General features: G+C 53.8%; 17 protein-coding genes and 1 pseudogene. All 18 read left to right on the forward strand.

Annotation, left to right across the window (positions count from 1 at the left end):
* Window positions 1-168: 168 nt before the first annotated feature.
* The 18 genes and pseudogenes from L579_RS02740 (at window position 169) to L579_RS02820 (ending at window position 19591) form a co-directional block, all read left to right on the forward strand.
* Window positions 169-1269 (forward strand): methionine ABC transporter ATP-binding protein, encoded by a 1101-nt coding sequence (locus L579_RS02740; RefSeq protein ID WP_021182739.1) that lies wholly within the window; start codon window positions 169-171, stop codon window positions 1267-1269.
* Window positions 1250-1906, forward strand: coding sequence for a methionine ABC transporter permease (locus L579_RS02745; protein WP_036624884.1), 657 nt, complete (start codon window positions 1250-1252; stop codon window positions 1904-1906). The genes L579_RS02740 and L579_RS02745 overlap by 20 nt, the downstream gene beginning before the upstream one ends.
* A gap of 947 nt (window positions 1907-2853) precedes the next feature.
* Window positions 2854-3450, forward strand: coding sequence for an SH3 domain-containing protein (locus tag L579_RS02750; protein ID WP_036624887.1), 597 nt, complete (start codon window positions 2854-2856; stop codon window positions 3448-3450).
* 26 nt (window positions 3451-3476) lie between these two features.
* Entirely contained in the window at window positions 3477-3968 is a 492-nt protein-coding gene (gene tssJ / locus L579_RS02755; protein ID WP_021182742.1) for a type VI secretion system lipoprotein TssJ, read from the forward strand.
* Window positions 3969-3977: 9 nt separating this feature from the next.
* Window positions 3978-5318, forward strand: coding sequence for a type VI secretion system baseplate subunit TssK (gene tssK, locus L579_RS02760; protein WP_021182743.1), 1341 nt, complete (start codon window positions 3978-3980; stop codon window positions 5316-5318).
* Window positions 5319-5334: 16 nt separating this feature from the next.
* Entirely contained in the window at window positions 5335-6576 is a 1242-nt protein-coding gene (locus L579_RS02765; protein WP_021182744.1) for a DotU family type VI secretion system protein, read from the forward strand.
* A gap of 3 nt (window positions 6577-6579) precedes the next feature.
* Window positions 6580-10206, forward strand: a complete 3627-nt coding sequence (gene tssM, locus L579_RS02770) for a type VI secretion system membrane subunit TssM (protein ID WP_021182745.1) — start codon at window positions 6580-6582, stop codon at window positions 10204-10206.
* Window positions 10207-10220: 14 nt separating this feature from the next.
* A complete protein-coding gene (tagF, locus tag L579_RS02775; protein ID WP_021182746.1) occupies window positions 10221-10934 on the forward strand; it encodes a type VI secretion system-associated protein TagF in 714 nt (237 codons plus the stop codon).
* A 12-nt stretch (window positions 10935-10946) separates the two neighbouring features.
* On the forward strand, window positions 10947-11948 hold the full coding sequence (gene tssA / locus L579_RS02780) for a type VI secretion system protein TssA (protein ID WP_021182747.1): 1002 nt from the start codon (window positions 10947-10949) through the stop codon (window positions 11946-11948).
* 72 nt (window positions 11949-12020) lie between these two features.
* The gene (tssB, locus tag L579_RS02785; RefSeq protein WP_021182748.1) at window positions 12021-12551 is read left to right on the forward strand and encodes a type VI secretion system contractile sheath small subunit; all 531 of its coding nucleotides are present in this window, start codon (window positions 12021-12023) and stop codon (window positions 12549-12551) included.
* On the forward strand, window positions 12551-14047 hold the full coding sequence (gene tssC, locus L579_RS02790; RefSeq protein WP_021182749.1) for a type VI secretion system contractile sheath large subunit: 1497 nt from the start codon (window positions 12551-12553) through the stop codon (window positions 14045-14047). The genes tssB and tssC overlap by 1 nt, the downstream gene beginning before the upstream one ends.
* A gap of 219 nt (window positions 14048-14266) precedes the next feature.
* A complete protein-coding gene (locus tag L579_RS02795; RefSeq protein WP_013509672.1) occupies window positions 14267-14749 on the forward strand; it encodes an Hcp family type VI secretion system effector in 483 nt (160 codons plus the stop codon).
* Window positions 14750-15156: 407 nt separating this feature from the next.
* Window positions 15157-15711, forward strand: coding sequence for a hypothetical protein (locus L579_RS02800; RefSeq protein WP_036624891.1), 555 nt, complete (start codon window positions 15157-15159; stop codon window positions 15709-15711).
* A 55-nt stretch (window positions 15712-15766) separates the two neighbouring features.
* Window positions 15767-16162: a lysozyme inhibitor LprI family protein gene (locus tag L579_RS02805; protein ID WP_021182752.1), complete on the forward strand. Its 396-nt coding sequence runs from the start codon at window positions 15767-15769 to the stop codon at window positions 16160-16162.
* 74 nt (window positions 16163-16236) lie between these two features.
* Window positions 16237-16602, forward strand: coding sequence for a hypothetical protein (locus tag L579_RS02810; protein ID WP_036625080.1), 366 nt, complete (start codon window positions 16237-16239; stop codon window positions 16600-16602).
* A 122-nt stretch (window positions 16603-16724) separates the two neighbouring features.
* Window positions 16725-16874 (forward strand): annotated as a pseudogene (locus tag L579_RS24305) (lysozyme inhibitor LprI family protein); the annotation flags it as partial.
* A gap of 219 nt (window positions 16875-17093) precedes the next feature.
* Window positions 17094-18803, forward strand: coding sequence for a type VI secretion system-associated FHA domain protein TagH (tagH, locus tag L579_RS02815; protein ID WP_021182753.1), 1710 nt, complete (start codon window positions 17094-17096; stop codon window positions 18801-18803).
* On the forward strand, window positions 18800-19591 hold the full coding sequence (locus L579_RS02820; RefSeq protein ID WP_021182754.1) for a PP2C family protein-serine/threonine phosphatase: 792 nt from the start codon (window positions 18800-18802) through the stop codon (window positions 19589-19591). Before tagH ends, L579_RS02820 begins: the two co-directional genes overlap by 4 nt.
* Window positions 19592-19595 lie beyond the last annotated feature (4 nt).

The following is a 19595-nucleotide window of genomic DNA, read 5'->3' on the forward strand; positions in this document are numbered from 1 at the left end:
AGGTGATGTTAGCACAGCATGCCGGGTGAAAACGTAAGGCTGTGCGCTTTATATGCTTTTTGTGAATAACAATTCTGAAATCGAGATTAAGTGATAATAAGTCGCTGCGTATACTGCGCTGATTCCCGGCCCGCGAGCCGGGCCATGCGCGCCCGATGCAGGTGAACCATGACACTACTCTTTCCCGATGACATTTCATTATCGCGCCGTGCGGCCACGGATACGACAGATATTGTGCACCGTTCACCGGTGGTGGTTAACGTACGCGATCTTTCTCGTACGTTTGGTGCAACTCATGCGCTGCGCAAACTCTCTCTGACCGTCAATCAAGGCGAAATCCTTGGCATTATCGGCCGCAGCGGTGCCGGGAAATCGACGCTGATTCGCTGTCTTAACGGCCTGGAACAGCCGGACGAAGGCGTGATTGAAATCGAGGGGCGTGCGATCAGTGGATTGTCGGAACAGGATCTGCAAGCGGTGCGTAGCCGGGTTGGCATGGTGTTTCAGCACTTTAATTTGCTCTCGGCAAAAACCGTGGCGCAGAACGTGGCGTTGCCACTGAAAATTGCCGGAGTGGCGAAAGCGCTGCGTCAGCAGCGTGTTGCGGAGTTATTGCAGCTGGTGGGGCTGTCCGATAAAGCGGATCACTATCCGGCGGCACTGTCGGGTGGTCAGAAGCAGCGTGTGGGGATTGCCCGGGCGCTGGCGGGGAAGCCCGCGTTGCTGCTGTGCGATGAGGCGACCTCAGCGTTAGATCCTGAAACCACCCGCTCCATTCTGGGGTTGCTGAAATCTCTTAATCAGCAACTTGGCATCACCATTCTGTTGATCACCCATGAGATGGAGGTGATCAAATCCGTCGCGCATCGGGTCGCGGTGATCGACGCCGGGGAAATTATTGAAAGCGGGCCGGTATGGCAGGTATTCGCCCATCCGCAAACCCCACTGACTCAAACGCTGCTGCGCGGTTTGCTGCCCCAGTTGCCGGAAAATCTGGCGGCGCGTCTTCAGCAACAACCTGTCGGTGAAGCCATTTATCGTGTTGATTTTGCCGGTGAAGATGATCGGGGCGATTTACTGACGCGCCTTGCAACGCACTGGCCGGGGGCATTCCGTTTATTGCAGGGTGGGGTAGACCACATTCAGCACTACGCGGTAGTCCGTTTCTTTATTGCGTTGCCACAGGCGCAACAGCAACCCGTCATCAGTTGGCTGCAACAGCAGCAGGCACAAGTGGAGAGAATCGGCTATGTCACCGGTAATGATTGATTTAATGCTTAACGCCATTGGCGAAACCTTGCTGATGACGCTGGTTTCTGGCCTGTTTTCACTGGTTGCCGGGCTGCCATTGGGTTTGATTTTAGTGGTGACCAGTCCCGGTGGCATTGCCGAACACCGGCTGATTAATCAGGTGCTGGGGATCATCATCAATGGGTTTCGATCCTTACCCTTCATTATTCTGCTGGTGGCGTTAATCCCGTTTACCCGTTTTCTGGTTGGCACGTCGCTGGGAACCTGGGCGGCGATTGTTCCGCTGTCGATCACCGCGACGCCTTATTTTGCCCGTGTAGCGGAAGTGTCCCTGCGCGAGGTGGATCGTGGTCTGATCGATGCCGTGCGTGCTATGGGAGCCAGTAAATTGCGTATTGTCTGGGAAGTGTTAGTACCGGAAGCGCTACCGGGTATCCTGGCGGGATTCGTCGTTACGCTGGTGGCGTTAGTGGGTGCCTCCGCGATGGCCGGGGCGATTGGTGCCGGTGGCCTGGGGGATCTCGCGATTCGCTACGGCTATCAGCGTTTTGAAACCAACGTGATGCTGGCGGTGATCGCGGTGCTGATCATTCTGGTATGCGGTATTCAGTGGCTGGGCGATCGTCTGGTGGCAAAAGTGGATAAGCGTCATTAATGACGATTTCCTCGTAATGGCGCGATAAATCGCGCCATTTTTTTATGCCTGTTCCGTTCATTCTGGTGTAAACCCGGCATTCATTCCATTCCCTTCACATTCAAGCTGCATGTTTCTATCTAAGAGACAGGTCAAAACTCTGCCATTTACAGACATAACTATGTCCCTTTTTGGTTTTGTAAGTATAAAAACCCGCAATACCTGACATAACTCAAATTGAGTAAATGCGTACTCAATCAGGACCACTTTTTTTGTGAAATTTTATGAATCTTAGATGTGTGAATTTTCATTATTAGTAGCAAAATTCTTATTAATTACGTCGTTTTTTAAGACGATTCTGATTTTGTCTGCCTAAAACGAGGTAAATTTCCATTAGAATCATTTGTTAAGTAATGTTTATGAATGTTTCCAGGAATTCCGCACGTTGATATTTTGTCAGGCTTATGTAAACCTTTGCCCGATGTTAACACATGGATGATGATTTATGCTCACGGGCGGGTTTTACCAGGCTCGTGCGGTAGCTATGATGCTACAGAATGATCATAACTAGTTGATTTAGATCGATTGTGATCCATGTTGCTCGCGATTAATATTCGTCACGACTTTTGCACCCTGATTGAGCGGTTTTATAAGGCAGGGTGGATTTCAGACCAGGAATGTCATAAGTAAATCTTGTGTACGCTGCTTTACCCCCTATTGAGTTGCAGATATTGATCACTTTGGTGAATGTTTTATAACTGCATATCAACCCCCTCCTGGTCTTACGCTCCCTTTTATTGCATCTGAAATACTTAATTGGAACTGATCAATTTTAAGCGGACATTTGGTCACCAGGTTCCGATAAAAAGTGTGGTCAATTTTCTAAATGGTCCTGATTGCATCGGTTCGCCCGGCATTCAGTGATTTATTTTGCTAACAACCGGCCAATGGCCATTTTTTAGAGATTAATGGAACTAAACATGAAGAAAATGGTGAATCTCCGCATTGCGTTAAGCCTGCTGTTTGTCTTTGTTGTTGCAGGTTGTAAAGCGCCACCACCCATCACTGACGACACCCTGGTGACCAGCACTGTTGACGGTGTCACCCTGGTCCACCGTCATGCGGTCAATCCGCCTGCGCAGTTCAGTCCTGTCAATGACGCCTATCGCGCGCTCTACCCGACCTCGGTGATGACGCGCCCTGATTACGGCGGCAAAGTGGTGACTACGCTGAAAACCGGTGAAACCTACACGGTCCTTGGCATGGTTGAGAACAATTGGCTGGCGATTGGCGAGCAGCCGCAGCAACAGCAACAGGCCGAAGCCGCACCGACAGAAGGGCAGAAAACTGCGGCTGCGCCAGCAGCAGCCACGCCAGCTGCGGCCCAGCTCACCGGTTATGTCCCGTTCCGCGCGCTGGTGAAAAGCGATCTCTACGATCAAACCCTGAAAGCCGATCAGCCGAAACGTCGGGTGCGTACCGCAAAGAAAAAGACCTGCGTGTCGGTCGATGGCGACAGCAAAGCCTGTCAGAACGGTAACAGCGGTACCTGGATCATCAACTAATCTCGCTAAACATGGAGGGACAGGTGATGTTGATAAGTCGCCTGAGAAAGTGGTGTTTGCCGCTGTTCGTCCTGTTACTGGCGGCATGCAGTAGTAGCCAAACCTCAGTAGCGCGCTACAACCTGCATTTCCAGGCGCATCCGCAAATCAATGCGGGTGCGCCGCTCAAAGTTCGGGTGATGCTACTCACCTCTGACGCCGCATTTATGTCTGCCGATTTCTATTCACTACAAAACCAGCCGGGGGCAGTGCTCGGCGCTTCACTGCTCAATAACCAGGAATTCTTCCTGAGAGCAGGGCAACTCAGTAACACGCTCAGTGGTAAGAGTCTGGCCGAAGCCCGCTTCATCGGCATCATGGCGGAATATCAGACGTTGGACGGCAAAGTCTGGCGTCTGGCGCTGCCCTTTCCGGACGGGGATGACAGTGCGTTCTGGCAGTTCTGGAAAAGTAACGATGGTGAGCTGAATGCCAGCATCGTGGCGGATATCAACGGCCTGCGCCTGGTTAAGCAGTAAAGGATGATTATGAACAGAGCCGAAAAGGTGGTGTGGACGGAAGGTATGTTTCTGCGCCCGCATCACTTCCAGCAGTCGGAAAATTTTCTGCACAGTACCTTACGGGAATGGGGCCAGTCCCAGCGTGTCTACACCTGGGGATTTTTTGACGTTGAATTTGATGACGCGCTGCTGCGCCAGGGCAAGCTGGCATTAAGTGCGGCCAGTGGTTGTCTGCCGGATGGCACCTTCTTCGCCTTTAGTCAGCCACAGCAGGGGCCGGTTCCTTTGGATCTGCCGGACAATGTTGATCGGGCGAAAGTGGTGCTGGCGATCCCGACGCGACGTAACGGACGCGAGGCCGTGACCTTTCAGGATGCGTCGGACTCGCTGGCGCGTTATCTCGCCTGGGAAACGGAGGTCGAGGATGACAATGCGTTGGCCGTTGGCGCGGCCACGGTGCAATTCGGTAAATTGCGCCTGCGTCTGATGCTGGAGCAAGACCTCACCGCCGAATGGACCGCAATGGGTGTGGCGCGGGTGGTGGAAAAGCGTAGCGATAATCATGTTCGTCTCGACAGCGATTACATTCCGCCAATGCTCACCCTGACCGGAAATCACGGGCTGCAAAGCATGCTGAACGACCTGCATGGCCTGATCCAGCAACGCAGCCAACAATTGAGCCAGCGCACGCCTGGTACCGGGCGATTCAACAGCGCTGATATGGTCGATTTCATGCTGCTGGCGCTGTTAAACCGGCAGCTTGGTCTGCACGCGCATCTGCAAACCTTACCGTTGCTGCATCCCGAATCCCTGTATAGCCACTGGCTACAACTGGCGTCAGAGCTATGCACCTGGTCGCCCGCCCGCACGCCTGACGCCTTCCCGCGTTATGACCATGACGATTTACATGGTTGCTTCATGCGGTTGACGTTGCAGCTTCGCCAGGGGTTGTCGCAGGTGATGGAAGAGAGCGCGATTCAGTTGCCGCTGACGCAACGATCGCACGGGTTGAATGTGGCCACGGTACCGGAGAGCAGCATGGTGCGCGAATTCGGCTTTGTGCTGGCGGTGAAAGCCAGCGTGCCCGCCGATGCGCTAAAAACCCATTTCCCGGCGCAGATGAAAGTCGCGCCCGTCACCAAAATTCGCGATCTGGTGCAGTTGCAGTTACCTGGCCTGTCACTGATCGCCATGCCGGGTGCGCCGCCACAAATCCCGTGGCATGCGGGCTACAGCTACTTTGAACTGGATAAAAACAGCGAGCTGTGGAAGGAGATGGAGCGCTCGGGAGCCTTTGCACTTCATCTCGCCGGTGAATTTCCAGGCCTGAATATGGAGTTCTGGGCCATTCGCAGTCAGTCAGAATAATCAAAACTGAGCACGCATGATGCAGCCACAACAGAAACCGAATAGTGATGCCGCGCAGCCCGATGTTAGCCACCAGAATGTGTTGGTGGCAGCGGCGAATCCGCTGATTAACGCCATCCCGCAGATCCGGCACTCCGTTTCCCATGACGATCCCGCGCGTCTGCGTCAGCAGTTAATTGACCAGATCCGTCGCTTTGAACTGAGCTGTCAGCAGTCGGGCCTGAGTTATGAAGTGATCATTGGTGCGCGTTATTGCCTGTGCACCGCGCTGGATGAAGCCGCCGCGTTGACGCCGTGGGGTAGCCGTGGCGTCTGGACCAGCAACGGTTTGCTGGTCACCTTTCACAATGAAACCTGGGGCGGGGAGAAGTTTTTCCAGTTGCTGGCAAAACTGTCGCAAAATCCGCGTCAGCATATCCTGCTGCTGGAGTTGATCTACTTTTGCCTGCTGCTGGGTTTTGAAGGGCGTTACCGGGTACTGGACAACGGGCGTTCGCAGCTGGAAACCATCAAACAACGGCTGTTACAGATGATCAAAAGCGTCCGCGGCAGTTATGCGGCGGCGCTGTCGGTGCATCCGACCGATCAACCGGTGCTGCGCAAGCTGTGGCGTCCGATGATTCCGCTGTGGGCCTGTGCCGCAGTGGCCGCGCTCGGTGCCTGCCTGTTCTATATCATTCTTAACTGGCGACTGGGAGATTACACCACGCCGGTGCTGGCTAACATTTATCAGACCTCATTACCGGAAATGCAGATCCGTAACCCGGCACCGCCGCCACCTGCCGCGCTCAATCTGAAAACCTTCCTCAAACCGGAAATTGATGCCGGTCTGGTGGCCGTTCGTGATGAAGCCGATCAAAGCGTGGTGACGTTGAAAGGGGATGGCTTGTTTACCTCTGGCGCGACCACGGTGCGTGGCCGTTATGAAGCGGTTATCCAGCGTATTGCGGCGGCGATGAACAACGTCAGCGGCAAGATTCTGGTGGTGGGCTACAGCGATAACGTGCCGATTCGCAGCGCCCGTTTTGCCTCCAACTATGAACTCTCCCTGGCGCGCGCGCAGTCGGTTCAGACCTTGCTGCAACAGCAATTGACCCAACCGGCGCGCGTTAAAGCGGAAGGGCGCGGCGAAAGCAATCCGCTGGTGCCGAATACCAACGCCGAGAACCGTGCACGCAACCGCCGCGTGGAAATCACGCTGCTGGTGGCACCGGATGCAACGCACGCTGAACTTAACGGCCTGGCGAGAGGGAACTAATCCATGCTGAATCTGCTTTTTGCCGTGCTGACCAGCCGCCTCGCCTGGGGTTTTGTCGGCATCACGGCGCTGTCATTTATCATCTGGGTCATTGGCCCGGTGTTCTCGATTGTCGATTCGCGGCCACTGGAGCCGGAACAGAATCGCGTGATCAGCATTGCCTTGCTGTATCTGGTGTGGGGGTTAAGCCAGGCGATACCTCGTTTCTACAACATGTGGCTCAATCGTAAGTTGATGTCGAGCCTCGAAACCCCACAGTCGGACGTGCCCGATCAGGATCGCAAACGGCTGACCAACGAGGAACAGGTGCTGGCGAGCCGTTTTGGCGAAGCCACGGAGATGCTAAAGAAAGCCCATTTCCAACGCCATCACAGCAAAGGAACACCGTTCTGGGCGCAACGCTTCAGCCGCCAGTATCTCTATCAATTGCCGTGGTACATGATCATCGGCGCACCCGGAGCCGGGAAAACCACCGCACTGGTCAACTCCGGCCTGCAATTCCCGTTGGCTGACAAGTTGGGTAAGGCGGCGCTGCGTGGCATTGGCGGTACGCGTAATTGCGACTGGTGGTTCACCAATGAAGCGGTGCTGCTGGACACTGCCGGGCGCTACACCACTCAGGAGAGCCAGCAGGAGCGCGACGCCAGCGAATGGCACCACTTTCTCGCGCTGCTGTGCAAATACCGTGGTCGTCAGCCGATCAATGGGGTGATCGTCACCCTGAGCGTGGCGGATCTGTTGAGCCAGACACCGGAAGCGCTGCGTAATCAGGCTTTGGCGTTACGTCAGCGCTTGATGGAGTTACATGATCGTCTCGGTATCCGTTTCCCGGTTTATGTACTGGTCACCAAGGCGGATTTGTTAAAAGGCTTCCGCAGCTATTTTGCCGGGCTGGATAAAGCACAGCGCGAGCAAATCTGGGGCTTCACCTTTCCCTGGGCGCAAGCCTCCACCGCCGATTTCGAACTCAGCAGCCAATTTCAGCAGGAATATTCGCTGCTGCAACAACGTCTGGATGCCGGATTAGCCGATACCTTGCTGGGAGAGAGCGACGCCCAGGCGCGCGCAGAAAGTTATCTGTTCCCGCAGGAGTTTGCCGCATTACGTCCGTTGCTGGCCGAGGCGCTGGAAACGTTATTCGCCCGCTCCGATTTCGAAACCCAGTTCGCACCGCGCGGCATCTACTTCGCCAGCGGCACGCAGGAAGGTTTGCCGTTTGACCGCGTGATGGGGGAATTGACCCGTGCGCTCCATCTGCCTGGACAACAGCAGGGTGAATCAGGCCGCTGGGATCAGGTGGGGAAAGACGCGCCGATTCCGCCGACTAAGGGCCAAAGCTTCTTCCTCAAGGACATGCTGGAAGATGTCGTCTTTCAGGAGTCCGGGCTGGCGGCCAGCAATCGTTGGTGGGAGCTGCGCAATCGCGCCGGTTTATGGTCTGGCTATCTGGCGTTATTGGTGGTGGTGGTGATTGCCGGGGCGTTATGGCTCACCAGTTACAGCAAAAACAAAGCCTATTTGCAGGAGATGGCGGCAAAAACGCCGCAGGTTGAGCAACTGGGTGAACAGCTACAACGCCAGGGAACCGGCGATCTGTTTGCGCTGGTGCCTTATCTCAATACGCTGCTGCATTTGCCAGAGAGTAAAGACTTTTCATTGCAGGACCCGCCACTGACGCGTCGTATGTGGTTGTACCGTGGTACTGAAGTGAGCGATGCCAGTCAGGCGCTGTACAACAAAGCGTTGAAGCAACTGTTGCTGCCCCAGGTGGCGCAAAACATCACCCGCTGGCTGCGTAATGACAACGGCAGCGATGCAGACTACAGCTACGAGGCGCTGAAGGCGTATCAGATGCTGTATCAACCGAAGCATTATGACGGCAAATTCCTGCAAGCCTGGTTGATGCTGAATATCTCGCGTGAGCTGCCGCAGAACGTGACTCAGCAGGAAGTGAAGCAACTGGCATGGCATCTGCAACAATTGCTGGAGACACAAATTCAGTCCTCGCCCTATGCGCAGGATGATGCGCTGGTAAAGCGCGAGCAGGCGCTGATTAATCAGATGCCGCTATCACAGCGCGTTTACGGACGCCTGAAGCGCCTGCTACAACGTGATGGCAGCTTACCCACCGTCAGCCTGGCTGCACTGGGTGGTCCACAAAGCGAGTTGGTGTTTTCGCGCAAAAGCGGTAAGTCGGTCAACGAGGGTGTCTCTGGCCTGTATACCCCGGAAGGGTACTGGCAGCACGTCGATAAACAGATCGCGCCGGTGACGCAGGCGCTGTACCAGGATGATGGCTGGGTGTTAGGCGGCACGACGCAACAGGAGAACAGCCAGCAGACCGATTTGGCGGTACGCCAGCTTTATATGCAGGATTACATTCGCCAATGGGAGCAGTTCCTCAGCGATATCCAGCTCAACAACAGCGCCGACCTCGCACAGCGTATCAACACGGCCCGCTTGCTCTCCGGCAACCATTCGCCGCTGCGTCAGTTAGTGATTAACCTGAGTAAAGTGCTGACGCTGACGCGTGCGCCAGCCGATGACAAAGCGGAACAGTCAACGCCGCCAGCCTCAGACAACAGCGCCACCCGCACCTTGCAGGCGTTGTTCAGCGCGCCCAAAGCCAATGCAGCGCAAAGTAGCGGCGGCATGGCACCGGAACAGGTGGTGGGTGCGCATTTTGCCTCGATCATCGAGCTGGCGCAGCCGTTGCAACAGGGCAGTAAAGTGCTGGCGGTGGATGATTTTCTGCACCAGATCGACGATCTGTATCGCTACCTGACGGCGGTGCAGGATGCCGCCAACAGCGGCATGCCACCGCCATCAAGTGATGCCATCAGCCGCGTGCAGGCCAGCGCCGGTCGTTTGCCGGGTACCTTGCAAAACATGGTTTCCAGCATGGCGGTAGGGGCCAGTTCGGATGCCCAGCGTCGTGATATGGATAACGTGCGCAAACGCATCCAGATGGAGGTAGGGAGTTTCTGTCAGCAGGCCATCGCCGGACGTTATCCGCTGGTGCGCACTGGCCGCAACGAAGTAACCCCCGACGATCTGGCGCGCATGTTTGCGCCGGGAAGCGGCCTGATGGACAGCTTCTTCCGCGACAACCTGGCGAACAAGGTCGATACCACCCATGCTGCGTGGCGCTTTACGCCGGGGATTGACGGCAAAACCTTACCGGGTGGCGAAGCGCTACTGCGACCGTTCCAGCAGGCTCAGTCAATCCGCGATGCATTCTTCACCAATGGCGCGACCACGCCATCTTTCCGCGTCACCCTGCGCACGGTGAAAATGGATAACGATATCCTCACCCTGACGCTGGATGTTGACGGACAAATTCTGCGCTACAGCCACGGTCCACAGGCCGTGCAGATGGTCAACTGGCCGGGGCCGGGGGGGACCAGTCAGGTCAGGATGCAGCTTGGTTTAACCAACGGCACCACTTCAACGCTCATCACCAGCGGTCCCTGGGCGTTAAATCGCTTTTTTGATCGCGCCCGCGTGTCGCAAGCGGGTGGTTTGACCCGTGAAGCCAGTTTTAACGTCGAAGGACATCAGGTCACGCTGTCGTTTACCCCCGGCAGCATTCGCAACCCGTTCCAGCTTCCCGCTTTTAGCTGCCCCTGAATCGGAGCCTTACGATGACGCAATACGCAGCCCCCGGCTGGTACGGCAAATTGCCCAGCGCGGGTGATTTTGTTAAGCGGCGCTTTCCCGATAGCTTGCTACGGCAATGGTCGCACTGGTTTCAGGTGGGTTTACACCACTGGCAAACCAGTGCTGAAGGGGAGAGCGCCCCTTCGCGCGCCTTTCTCAGTGCACCGGTGTGGAATTTTGTTGTTCCGCCCATGCTGGGTAGTCAGCTGGTACAGATGGGCAGTCTCACCGCTTCGCGTGATAGCGTGGGTCGCCACTATCCGCTGTGCGCTCTGCGTCACTTCAGCCCGACGGAGTGGTCGCCTGCGTTGTTGGCCCGCTCGGGTGATTGGTATCAACAGGTGGGAAATACCTTGTTGCGGGTGGTACGGGATAACAGCAGCCCGGAACAGTTGGATCAGGCGTTACTTAGCATTCCCCAGCCACAGCCGCCCGAAGCGGGAGAGTCATCTGACATTCTGACGATTATTGGTGACGGAGGCAGCGTGTCGAACCTGAGTTGGCAACTGCCTGCCGACAGCTTTGATCCACAGTTTTACACCAGTTTCTGGTGGACCAACCAAAGCGACGGCTTCCCGCTGTACACCCATGTGCATAGCGGCAACTTCACTGCCCAGTTGTTTTCGTTGCTGTTTGATCCGGCTGGCGGTGCGAAACCTGGACGAAATGGACTTTATCCACCGATGTTTGAATCCTGAGGTACAACCCGCATGACTATCGATCTCGACGCACTGCTGGTGCCGATCAGCAACGACGACCCCTGCGGTGAAAACCTGGAATATCACGCTGATTTTCAGGCGATGGAACAGGCCAGCGCCGGTAAAGCCGAGCAGCAATTTGGTGAAACTATCATCCCGGCGGAACCGGCTGACTGGAACCGGGTAGAAAAGCTGGCGACCGAACTGTTGAGTCGCAGCAAAGATTTACGTGTGATGCTGGCCCTCACCCAGGCATGGACCCATCTTAACGGGCTGCCGGGTTATGCGCAGGGGCTGGCGTTGATTGAACAGGCGTTGCTGCGCTATTGGGATCCCCTGTGGCCCCGCCTCGAAGAGGATGGCGAGCTGGATCCGTTCTATCGCATCAATGCGCTGGCGCTGCTGGAGGACGCCTCCTCGCTGACTGCCGCTGTTCGCCAGGCATGGCTGCTACGTCACGCCTCGGATGGCATCACCCTGCGCGATGCCATCGCCTTGTGCGATGGCAGCAAAAGCGAGACGACAGACTATCCGGGCGGCATGGCACGTTTGCGTGATGAGCTGGCGCAGCAGGCACAGCCCGCTGCCGCCACCGTGCAGCAAATTGATCAGCGTCTGCAAAGCTTGCACCACATCATTGCCGAACGACTGGGTGAAAGCGCCGTACCTGATATGACGCAAGTGCAGAAAAATTTTGCCGTGCTGGTCAGCCTGACGCAATCAGCTGAGGTGGCTGAGGTGGCACCGGACACCTCCGACGATCAACAGACCGACGCACCGGCCCCGCGCTCTGTCGCTGACTGGCGCACAGCACAGCTGACCAATCGCGCAGATGCTCAGTTGATGCTGGAAAAAGTGAAGCAATACTTCGCCCAACATGAACCCAGCCATCCGGCCCCATTAATGATTGACCGCGTCCAGCGGCTGATCGAACTCGATTTTATGGACATCATCCGCGACCTGGCGCCGGACGGCGTTCATCAGTTGCAAAACATCTTCGGACGCCACGACTAACGCCGCGTCCAACACTTCATCACGCAGTGAGACCTGCGCGCCTTAACCCGCGCATCATTTATGGAGAAAATCATGGCCACTATGAAATCCAGCGGGCAGAAATTTATCGCCCGCAATCGCGCGCCCCGCGTTCAAATCGAATATGACGTGGAGATCTACGGCGCGGAACGCAAAATCCAGCTGCCGTTCGTGATGGGCGTACTGGCAGACCTGGCTGGCAAGCCGCTGGAACCGCAGGCTGCCGTTGATGACCGTAAATTCCTTGAGATCGATATTGATAACTTCGACGAACGTATGAAGGCGATGAAGCCGCGTGCGGCGTTCCAGGTCGATAATACCCTGACGGGAGAGGGCAAGCTGAATGTCGAGCTGACCTTTGAAAGCATGGATGATTTCTCGCCGGATGCGATTGCCCGTCATGTGGAACCGCTGAACAAACTGCTGGAAGCACGTACCCAACTTGCCAACCTGTTGACCTATATGGACGGCAAAAACGGTGCGGAAGAGTTGATTGGCAAGATTCTGCATGACCCGACGCTGTTACAGGCGCTGACGCATTTGCCGAAGCAGGCAGACGCGGCAGAAGGTAAGGAGGAGCAATAATGAGCGAGCAACGCCAACAGCAGCCACAAGGCGCATCCAGCTTCAGCCAGGATGAATTCAGCGCGTTACTGAGCAAAGAGTTTCGCCCGAAAAACGATCAGGCGCGGGAAGCGGTTGAAAGTGCCGTCAAAACTCTGGCGCAGCAGGCGCTGGAAAACACCGTCACGATTTCCAACGACTCCTATCGCACCATCCAGTCCCTGATCGCGGAAATCGACGATAAGTTATCTCAGCAGGTTAACCAGATTATTCACCACCAGGAGTTTCAGAAACTGGAAAGTGCGTGGCGTGGCCTGAGTTATCTGGTGAACAACACTGAAACGGATGAGATGCTGAAAATCCGTTTTATGAGTATCTCCAAGCAGGAGCTGGGACGGACGCTGAAGCGCTACAAAGGCGTGGGCTGGGATCGCAGCCCGCTGTTTAAGAAAATCTACGAACAGGAATATGGTCAGTTTGGTGGAGAGCCTTTCGGTTGCCTGGTTGGCGATTACTACTTCGACCACGGCCCGCAGGACGTGGAACTGCTGGGTGAGATGGCGCGTATTGGTGCCGCTGCACACTGCCCGTTTATCACCGGTGCTGCACCGGAAGTGATGCAGATGGAGTCGTGGCAGGAGCTGGCGAACCCGCGCGATCTGACCAAGATTTTCCAGAACACCGAATATGCCGCCTGGCGCAGCCTGCGTGAATCGGAAGACTCACGTTACCTCGGTCTGGTGATGCCGCGCTTCCTGGCGCGTCTGCCGTACGGTATCCGTACCAATCCGGTGGACAGTTATGATTTCGAAGAGCAAACCGACGGCTCCGATCACAACAACTACGCCTGGAGCAACGCGGCCTATGCGATGGCGGCCAACATTAACCGTTCATTCAAAGAGTACGGCTGGTGTACCTCGATCCGAGGTGTGGAATCGGGCGGGGCGGTAGAAAACCTGCCGTGCCATACCTTCCCCAGCGATGATGGCGGTGTGGACATGAAATGTCCGACCGAGATCGCTATCAGCGACCGCCGTGAAGCCGAGCTGGCGAAAAACGGGTTTATGCCGCTGGTGCATCGTAAGAATTCTGACTTCGCGGCCTTTATCGGCGCACAGTCATTGCAGAAACCGGCGGAATACCACGATGCGGATGCCACCGCCAATGCGCGTCTGGCGGCACGTCTGCCGTATCTGTTTGCCTGCTGCCGCTTTGCTCATTATCTGAAGTGCATTGTGCGTGACAAAATCGGTTCCTTCCGCGAACGCGATGAGATGGAGCGCTGGCTGAACGACTGGGTGATGAACTATGTGGACGGCGACCCGGCTAACTCCTCCCAGGAAACCAAATCACGTAAACCGCTGGCGGCGGCTGAGGTTAATGTTGAGGAGCAGGAAGACAATCCGGGTTATTACGCCGCGAAATTCTTCCTGCGTCCGCATTATCAGCTGGAAGGTCTGACGGTATCACTGCGTCTGGTATCGAAACTGCCTTCGCTGAAAACCAACGATAAGTAACACGCGCTTTAATCAGAGAACCTGAAGAGCAGGTTCTCTGAACCTTTTTCTTATTCACTGTTTGTGCAATGAGAACCCCTCTGAATAAACATGTAGCAATCTATTCAGAAAACGAGGCAGAGGTAAAATATGGATGGTTTTATTCAGCCCCATGCTTTCCTGTTTGCCATAACGATGCTTTTTCAAAGCAGAACGTAAATCAAGCAAGAGAAGATAATTATGGCTATTGATATGTTTTTAAAAGTTGATGGTGTAACCGGTGAATCGAAAGATTCTAACCACACCGGTTGGACCGATATTACCTCCTTTAACTGGGGCGCTACCCAGCCTGGAAATATGGCGGTTGGCGGTGGCGGTGGTGCGGGTAAGGTTAATTTTAATGACCTGAACGTGAATGCGTTGATTGATAAATCCACGTCCGCCATTCTGAAATATTGCGCCAATGGTAAGCACGTTACCAAAGTTGAGTTGTCCATTTGCAAAGCGGGTGGCTCTCAGGTTGAGTATGCGCGTATCACACTGGAAGATGTGCTGGTTTCCCGCGTAGATTATACCGGTGCTGATAATGGCGATACACTGAGCATGGCTTACTCATTCCAGGCAGCGAAAGTGAAACAGCAATACTGGGAGCAGAGCTCTTCCGGTGGTAAAGGTGCAGAAAGCAGCGCAGGCTGGAATATCAAAGAAAATAAAGAGGCGTAATGCGCGTTATTTATTAATCCTGCGTTAACCTGTAGCGGCGCGATTTATCGCGCGGTTTAATTTTATTCAAAGGCGCGCGATAAATCGCGCCGCTTCAGTCGGGTGTTCAAAATTATAAAATGCATTGAATTGCAAATGGAGACTGCAATGAGTTGCAATAGTATGGTCGAACTTCATCTGTCGGGAGCTATCAGGCCGCGAAAGGTGATGAATCCTGTGATTTTATCAGGAGTCAACCTATGGAAAGGGTGGGCTGGCTATTGTCGCCCATAAATTAAATGTTGCCAGTTTTGCAATTCTTTTTTTGGCTGTTGCATTGAGTCTTATTAATCATTCCCTTCAACATTAATGATTTCGCAGGAAAGATGAACGAATGACCAAATCAGATGCCTACACGGATGTAAATAATGAGAAGTAATTATTGGTATGCGATCTTGCTTCTACTGTTGAATAGCTATTTTGCAAGTGCATCTGTCTCTCTCTTACAACCAAAATCCCTCGCCTATGAAAAAAATATCATCACACAAGCTGAACATAGCGGTTTGAGTCGTGTTGAGTTGGACAAGAGCCAGACCTTCGATGTCGTTAAAGATGGCAAGTTGCAGGGTACCCTTATTCAGGGAAAAGGATGGATAAGAGAGGTCCAACCAGTATGCTTTATAGGTTGGAGCAAAGACGGTAAGAACATCGATCAGTTTATCCAAACGATCGGGCAGGGTGACTGGGAAACAGTAGGTTGCCATAAAGTGGATTCGGTGGGGTTCATTTCTAAGAAAGATGATGAAAATGAAAAAATTGCCGTGATTTATACTATTGAAGCCCCTGACCACTATGGCACCGATTACTATGTTATGGGGCTTAAAGCGGGTGACGGTGTTTATTATGATAACGACACCACCGAAAAATTTCAAAATTCATCCCTGAAAACCATTGTTGAATTGCGTAAGGTCTATCAAAAGTAAAATAAAGCGGTCTTCACAAGGCCGCTTAATGATCCCAAAGGATAAGGAAGTTGGAATGAAGAATGGGATGGTGTTATTTGTATTTATGGTGGTGCTACTGAACAATGCTAACGCCCAGGACATCTGTAGCCATGCGGTAATTGATAGCGAAATATCTTCTTGTTTTAAATCCGCGAAACTGGCAGCAGAAAAAACGTTAAATGAAGAGTATCTCGCAGCAAAGAAAAGAATCGATGCTGAGTATTCCGCCTCATCAGCAGATTTGCAATTCTACATGTTAACACTAACCGAATCACAACGAGGTTGGTTGAAGTATCGCGATGGCCAATGTCATCTTGAGTCTTTTATGGCTGAGAAAGGAACGGTTGCTCACGATACACTCACAGATAAATGCATCGCGAGAATTGATTTGGAGCGAGTGGAACAACTTAAAACTCTTCCTTATGAGTAGTCATGTATAAATCCGGCGTCATTTTTTTTGGTGAAATTTATTACATAAGCATTCTGTTCTATTTAAGGAAGAACATGAATAGATCCATTCTGGTGCTTTTAATTTTACTCGCTCCTGCTTCAGCTTATTCAAAATCCACGTCTTACTTCCACGGCCAGAGGTTTAAAGCTGAAATTACATATGACTGTGAAGAAGGGAATTTAACTTGCGACAAGGTTTATCTCCAGTCAACAAGAATTAAAGATAATTCTACGATTACCCTCAAAGGTGAGACGATTAACACGAACTGCCCGGATGTGTGTGACTTTCAGGGGTATGAGTTTAAAAATGGTAAATATAATTACTCATTTTACCCCACCTTAAAGGGGAGTGAACTGTGGGATTATATTGTCACTTTGAATGATAAGGTTATTGCCAAGGACTCAGGGGTGATGAAATAGTTTGTTAGAGCATGAATCGTATCAATCTCAAATGTAGCGGTCTAATGGGCCGCTTTTCTGGGGAGAACTTATGGGTAAATTAATATGAGAGTGGTGGTGTATCTGGCAATGAAGAGTATCTCGCAGCAAAGAAAAGAATCGATGCTGAGTATTCCGCCTCACCAGCAGATTTGCAATTCTACACGTTAACACTAACCGAATCACAGCGCGGTTGGTTGAAGTATCGCGATGGCCAATGTCATCTTGAGTCTTTTATGAGTAATCATTTCTAATTTATTTATTATTCTCACAATCACATAGTTAAATATGAAATAGCCTATGCGGATTATCATCCCGTAGCGGCGCGATTTATCGCGCGGTTTTAAGCAGATAATTAACTAATCGAAAAGAGCGCGATAAATCGCGCCGCTACAAAAACGCTTCCTATATTCCGCCTCTTTTCCGAGAGAGGCGCGATATAGATGCCGAACAGCTAACCGCAGGAATCCGTTATGCGCTTTACGATAATAACGACTAAACCCGGCCATCAGCCGCCGCAAACTCTTTTTGACTTCTTACCCCCCGGCGGCACCATTGGCCGTGGTGTGGATAACAACCTGGTATTACCCGATGATGACCGAACCATTTCCCGGTTGCAGGCGATCGTCCATATTTCCGCCGACGGTGAATGTCGTCTGACCAATCGCGGCAATGTCACGCGTGTGCTGCTGAATGATATTCCGCTGGAACGGGGTCGCCAGGTGGAATTACAGGATGGCGATATTCTGGGCATTGATGATTACCAACTGCTGGTCAACGATATTCACGCGGCACAGCCAGCCAGCAGCGTGCCAAAACCGGCGGCCAAAGCGGCAATCATCGCGGATGAATCCCCCGCTGTCAGCAGTAACACCGCCGCCATTCCCAGTGAAATCTGGGATAGCCTGGCGAAAGAGTTCTCCATTTCTGACGATTTATCGCAACGGAATAAACCAGTACCCGCTTCATCCGAGGCCCATCCGCTGACTGCCCCGGCCGCGGTTGAGCGCAACCCGGAAGATCCGCTGGCGGCGCTGATTAGCGATGCGCCCCTGGATATCGGACAGCAGCCCACCACCCATAGCCTGTTTGATGAAGGTGATGCGTTGTTTGCCGAGGAGAGCATTTTTGACGATGCGACACCCAGTGCGCTGGTGGGGCAGAAACGTGTCGCCGCGCCAACGCCAGTGGAAAACCCAACGGCGGAGCTGGACCCACTTAGCCTGTTTGGCAGCCAGAACACCCCTGATCCACGCCATCACGATGATCCACTCGGCCTGATGATGGGCGGGGCGGTGCCACTGGCACAACCGGAGGTTACGCCCGCAGCAATTCTGGAGCCTGAACCTCTGCCAGTGCCGGAGCCAGAACCGGCACCAGAGCCTGAATCAGATCCCGAATCCGCAGACGTCAACCCGACACCGCTGGAGTATGGTGGCATCACGCTGCCAACCCCGCAGGCGGTGCAGCGTACGCCATCACCTACACCCAAAGGGCGTCTGCGCATTGATCCGGTGGCTTCCAGCAGTCAGCGTGAAGCCGCCGCGCAAAGCAGCGGTGATGCACTGAAAGGTGAATTACTCGATGCGCTGCTGGAAGGGATGGGCTTACAGGATTTGCAGCCCACGCCACAGTTCGATCGCGACCAGATGCGCCAGTTCGGCCAGATGCTGAGCATGTTCTCACAAGGCACGGTGGCGTTACTCTCTTCACGCTCGATTCTCAAGCGTGGCGTGAAAGCCGATATGACGGTGATCCTCGACGATGCCAATAACCCGTTCAAACTGCTGCCGTCGGGCAAAACCGTGCTGATGCAGATGTTTGGCAGTCGGATGCCTGGATTTATGCCGCCACGCCAGGCTGTGCGTGATGCACTGATCGACCTTCAGGCGCATCAGTTGGGGATGATTGCCGGTATCCGCGCCATCATCGCGTCAATGCTGCAATCCTTTAACCCGGACCAGTTGGAAGAGGAAGCGCGTGAGGCGGGTTCCGTGTCTCGTCTGGCACTGCCTGGCAGTCGTAAGGCGGCATTGTGGGAGCATTTTGTTGAGCGCTACGGCGAAACCGCTGGTGAGATAGAAGACGACTTCCACACCCTGTTTGGCGAAGCCTTCCTGCACGCCTATGACATGGAAGTTAATCAGTACAAAGATTCACAAACCCACACGGATGACGCATGAATATCACTATTGCTTCCACGTCGAATCAGGGCGACCGCGCCAGCAATCAGGATCAGACCGGTGAGATCATCGGTGAACGCTCAGCCTGCTTTGTCGTCTGTGACGGCGTGGCCGGTTTCCCTGGCGGAGATGTCGCCGCCACCATCGCCCGTAGCAGTTTGATGGAGACGTTTAACGGCGAAACCCATCTGAATGCGCAGTCGATTCGTAATTATGTCAATCACGCCAATCAGGCTATCCGTCAGCAACAGAAGGCGAGCAGCGAGCACCGCCGAATGGGTACCACGCTGGTAAGCCTGTTTATCGACCGTGATTACGAGCTGGCTTACTGGGCGCATGCCGGTGACAGTCGCCTCTATCTGTTTCGGCGCGGTTATCTCTATCACGTCACCACCGATCACAGCCTGGTACAACAAATGAAGGATGCCGGGCACCAGACTGAAGGCATCAACACCAACCTGCTTTATTTTGCCCTCGGCATGGGCGATGAGCAGCGCGATGCCAGCTACAGCGATGTGGTGGAGATTGAAGATGGTGACGCCTTTCTCCTTTGCACCGACGGTTTCTGGCATGGCGTCTCGCTGGAGCAGATGCAGCAATCGTTGCATATGGTCAACACGCCGCAGGAGTGGCTCACGTTGATGCAACAAATCATTAAAAACGATCAACCGTCCAACGGTCAGCAGGACAACTTCAGTGCGCTGGCCGTGTGGGTCGGTTCGCCTCAGGACACCACCTTACTGCACTCGCTTTCTGATGCGGCGCAGTTCTTCCCTCTTCGCGATTGAGAAC

Source organism: Pantoea sp. AS-PWVM4 (genome assembly GCF_000468095.1).
Taxonomy (GTDB): domain Bacteria; phylum Pseudomonadota; class Gammaproteobacteria; order Enterobacterales; family Enterobacteriaceae; genus Pantoea; species Pantoea phytobeneficialis.

Excerpts from the sequence above, each read along its gene's own strand:
- L579_RS02740 (WP_021182739.1), top strand. The coding sequence starts at position 169 with ATGACACTACTCTTTCCCGATGACATTTCATTATCGCGCCGTGCGGCC.
- L579_RS02745 (WP_036624884.1), top strand. The coding sequence starts at position 1,250 with ATGTCACCGGTAATGATTGATTTAATGCTTAACGCCATTGGCGAAACC.
- L579_RS02750 (WP_036624887.1), top strand. The coding sequence starts at position 2,854 with ATGGAACTAAACATGAAGAAAATGGTGAATCTCCGCATTGCGTTAAGC.
- tssJ (WP_021182742.1), top strand. The coding sequence starts at position 3,477 with ATGTTGATAAGTCGCCTGAGAAAGTGGTGTTTGCCGCTGTTCGTCCTG.
- tssK (WP_021182743.1), top strand. The coding sequence starts at position 3,978 with ATGAACAGAGCCGAAAAGGTGGTGTGGACGGAAGGTATGTTTCTGCGC.
- L579_RS02765 (WP_021182744.1), top strand. The coding sequence starts at position 5,335 with ATGATGCAGCCACAACAGAAACCGAATAGTGATGCCGCGCAGCCCGAT.
- tssM (WP_021182745.1), top strand. The coding sequence starts at position 6,580 with ATGCTGAATCTGCTTTTTGCCGTGCTGACCAGCCGCCTCGCCTGGGGT.
- tagF (WP_021182746.1), top strand. The coding sequence starts at position 10,221 with ATGACGCAATACGCAGCCCCCGGCTGGTACGGCAAATTGCCCAGCGCG.
- tssA (WP_021182747.1), top strand. The coding sequence starts at position 10,947 with ATGACTATCGATCTCGACGCACTGCTGGTGCCGATCAGCAACGACGAC.
- tssB (WP_021182748.1), top strand. The coding sequence starts at position 12,021 with ATGGCCACTATGAAATCCAGCGGGCAGAAATTTATCGCCCGCAATCGC.
- tssC (WP_021182749.1), top strand. The coding sequence starts at position 12,551 with ATGAGCGAGCAACGCCAACAGCAGCCACAAGGCGCATCCAGCTTCAGC.
- L579_RS02795 (WP_013509672.1), top strand. The coding sequence starts at position 14,267 with ATGGCTATTGATATGTTTTTAAAAGTTGATGGTGTAACCGGTGAATCG.
- L579_RS02800 (WP_036624891.1), top strand. The coding sequence starts at position 15,157 with ATGAGAAGTAATTATTGGTATGCGATCTTGCTTCTACTGTTGAATAGC.
- L579_RS02805 (WP_021182752.1), top strand. The coding sequence starts at position 15,767 with ATGAAGAATGGGATGGTGTTATTTGTATTTATGGTGGTGCTACTGAAC.
- L579_RS02810 (WP_036625080.1), top strand. The coding sequence starts at position 16,237 with ATGAATAGATCCATTCTGGTGCTTTTAATTTTACTCGCTCCTGCTTCA.
- tagH (WP_021182753.1), top strand. The coding sequence starts at position 17,094 with ATGCGCTTTACGATAATAACGACTAAACCCGGCCATCAGCCGCCGCAA.
- L579_RS02820 (WP_021182754.1), top strand. The coding sequence starts at position 18,800 with ATGAATATCACTATTGCTTCCACGTCGAATCAGGGCGACCGCGCCAGC.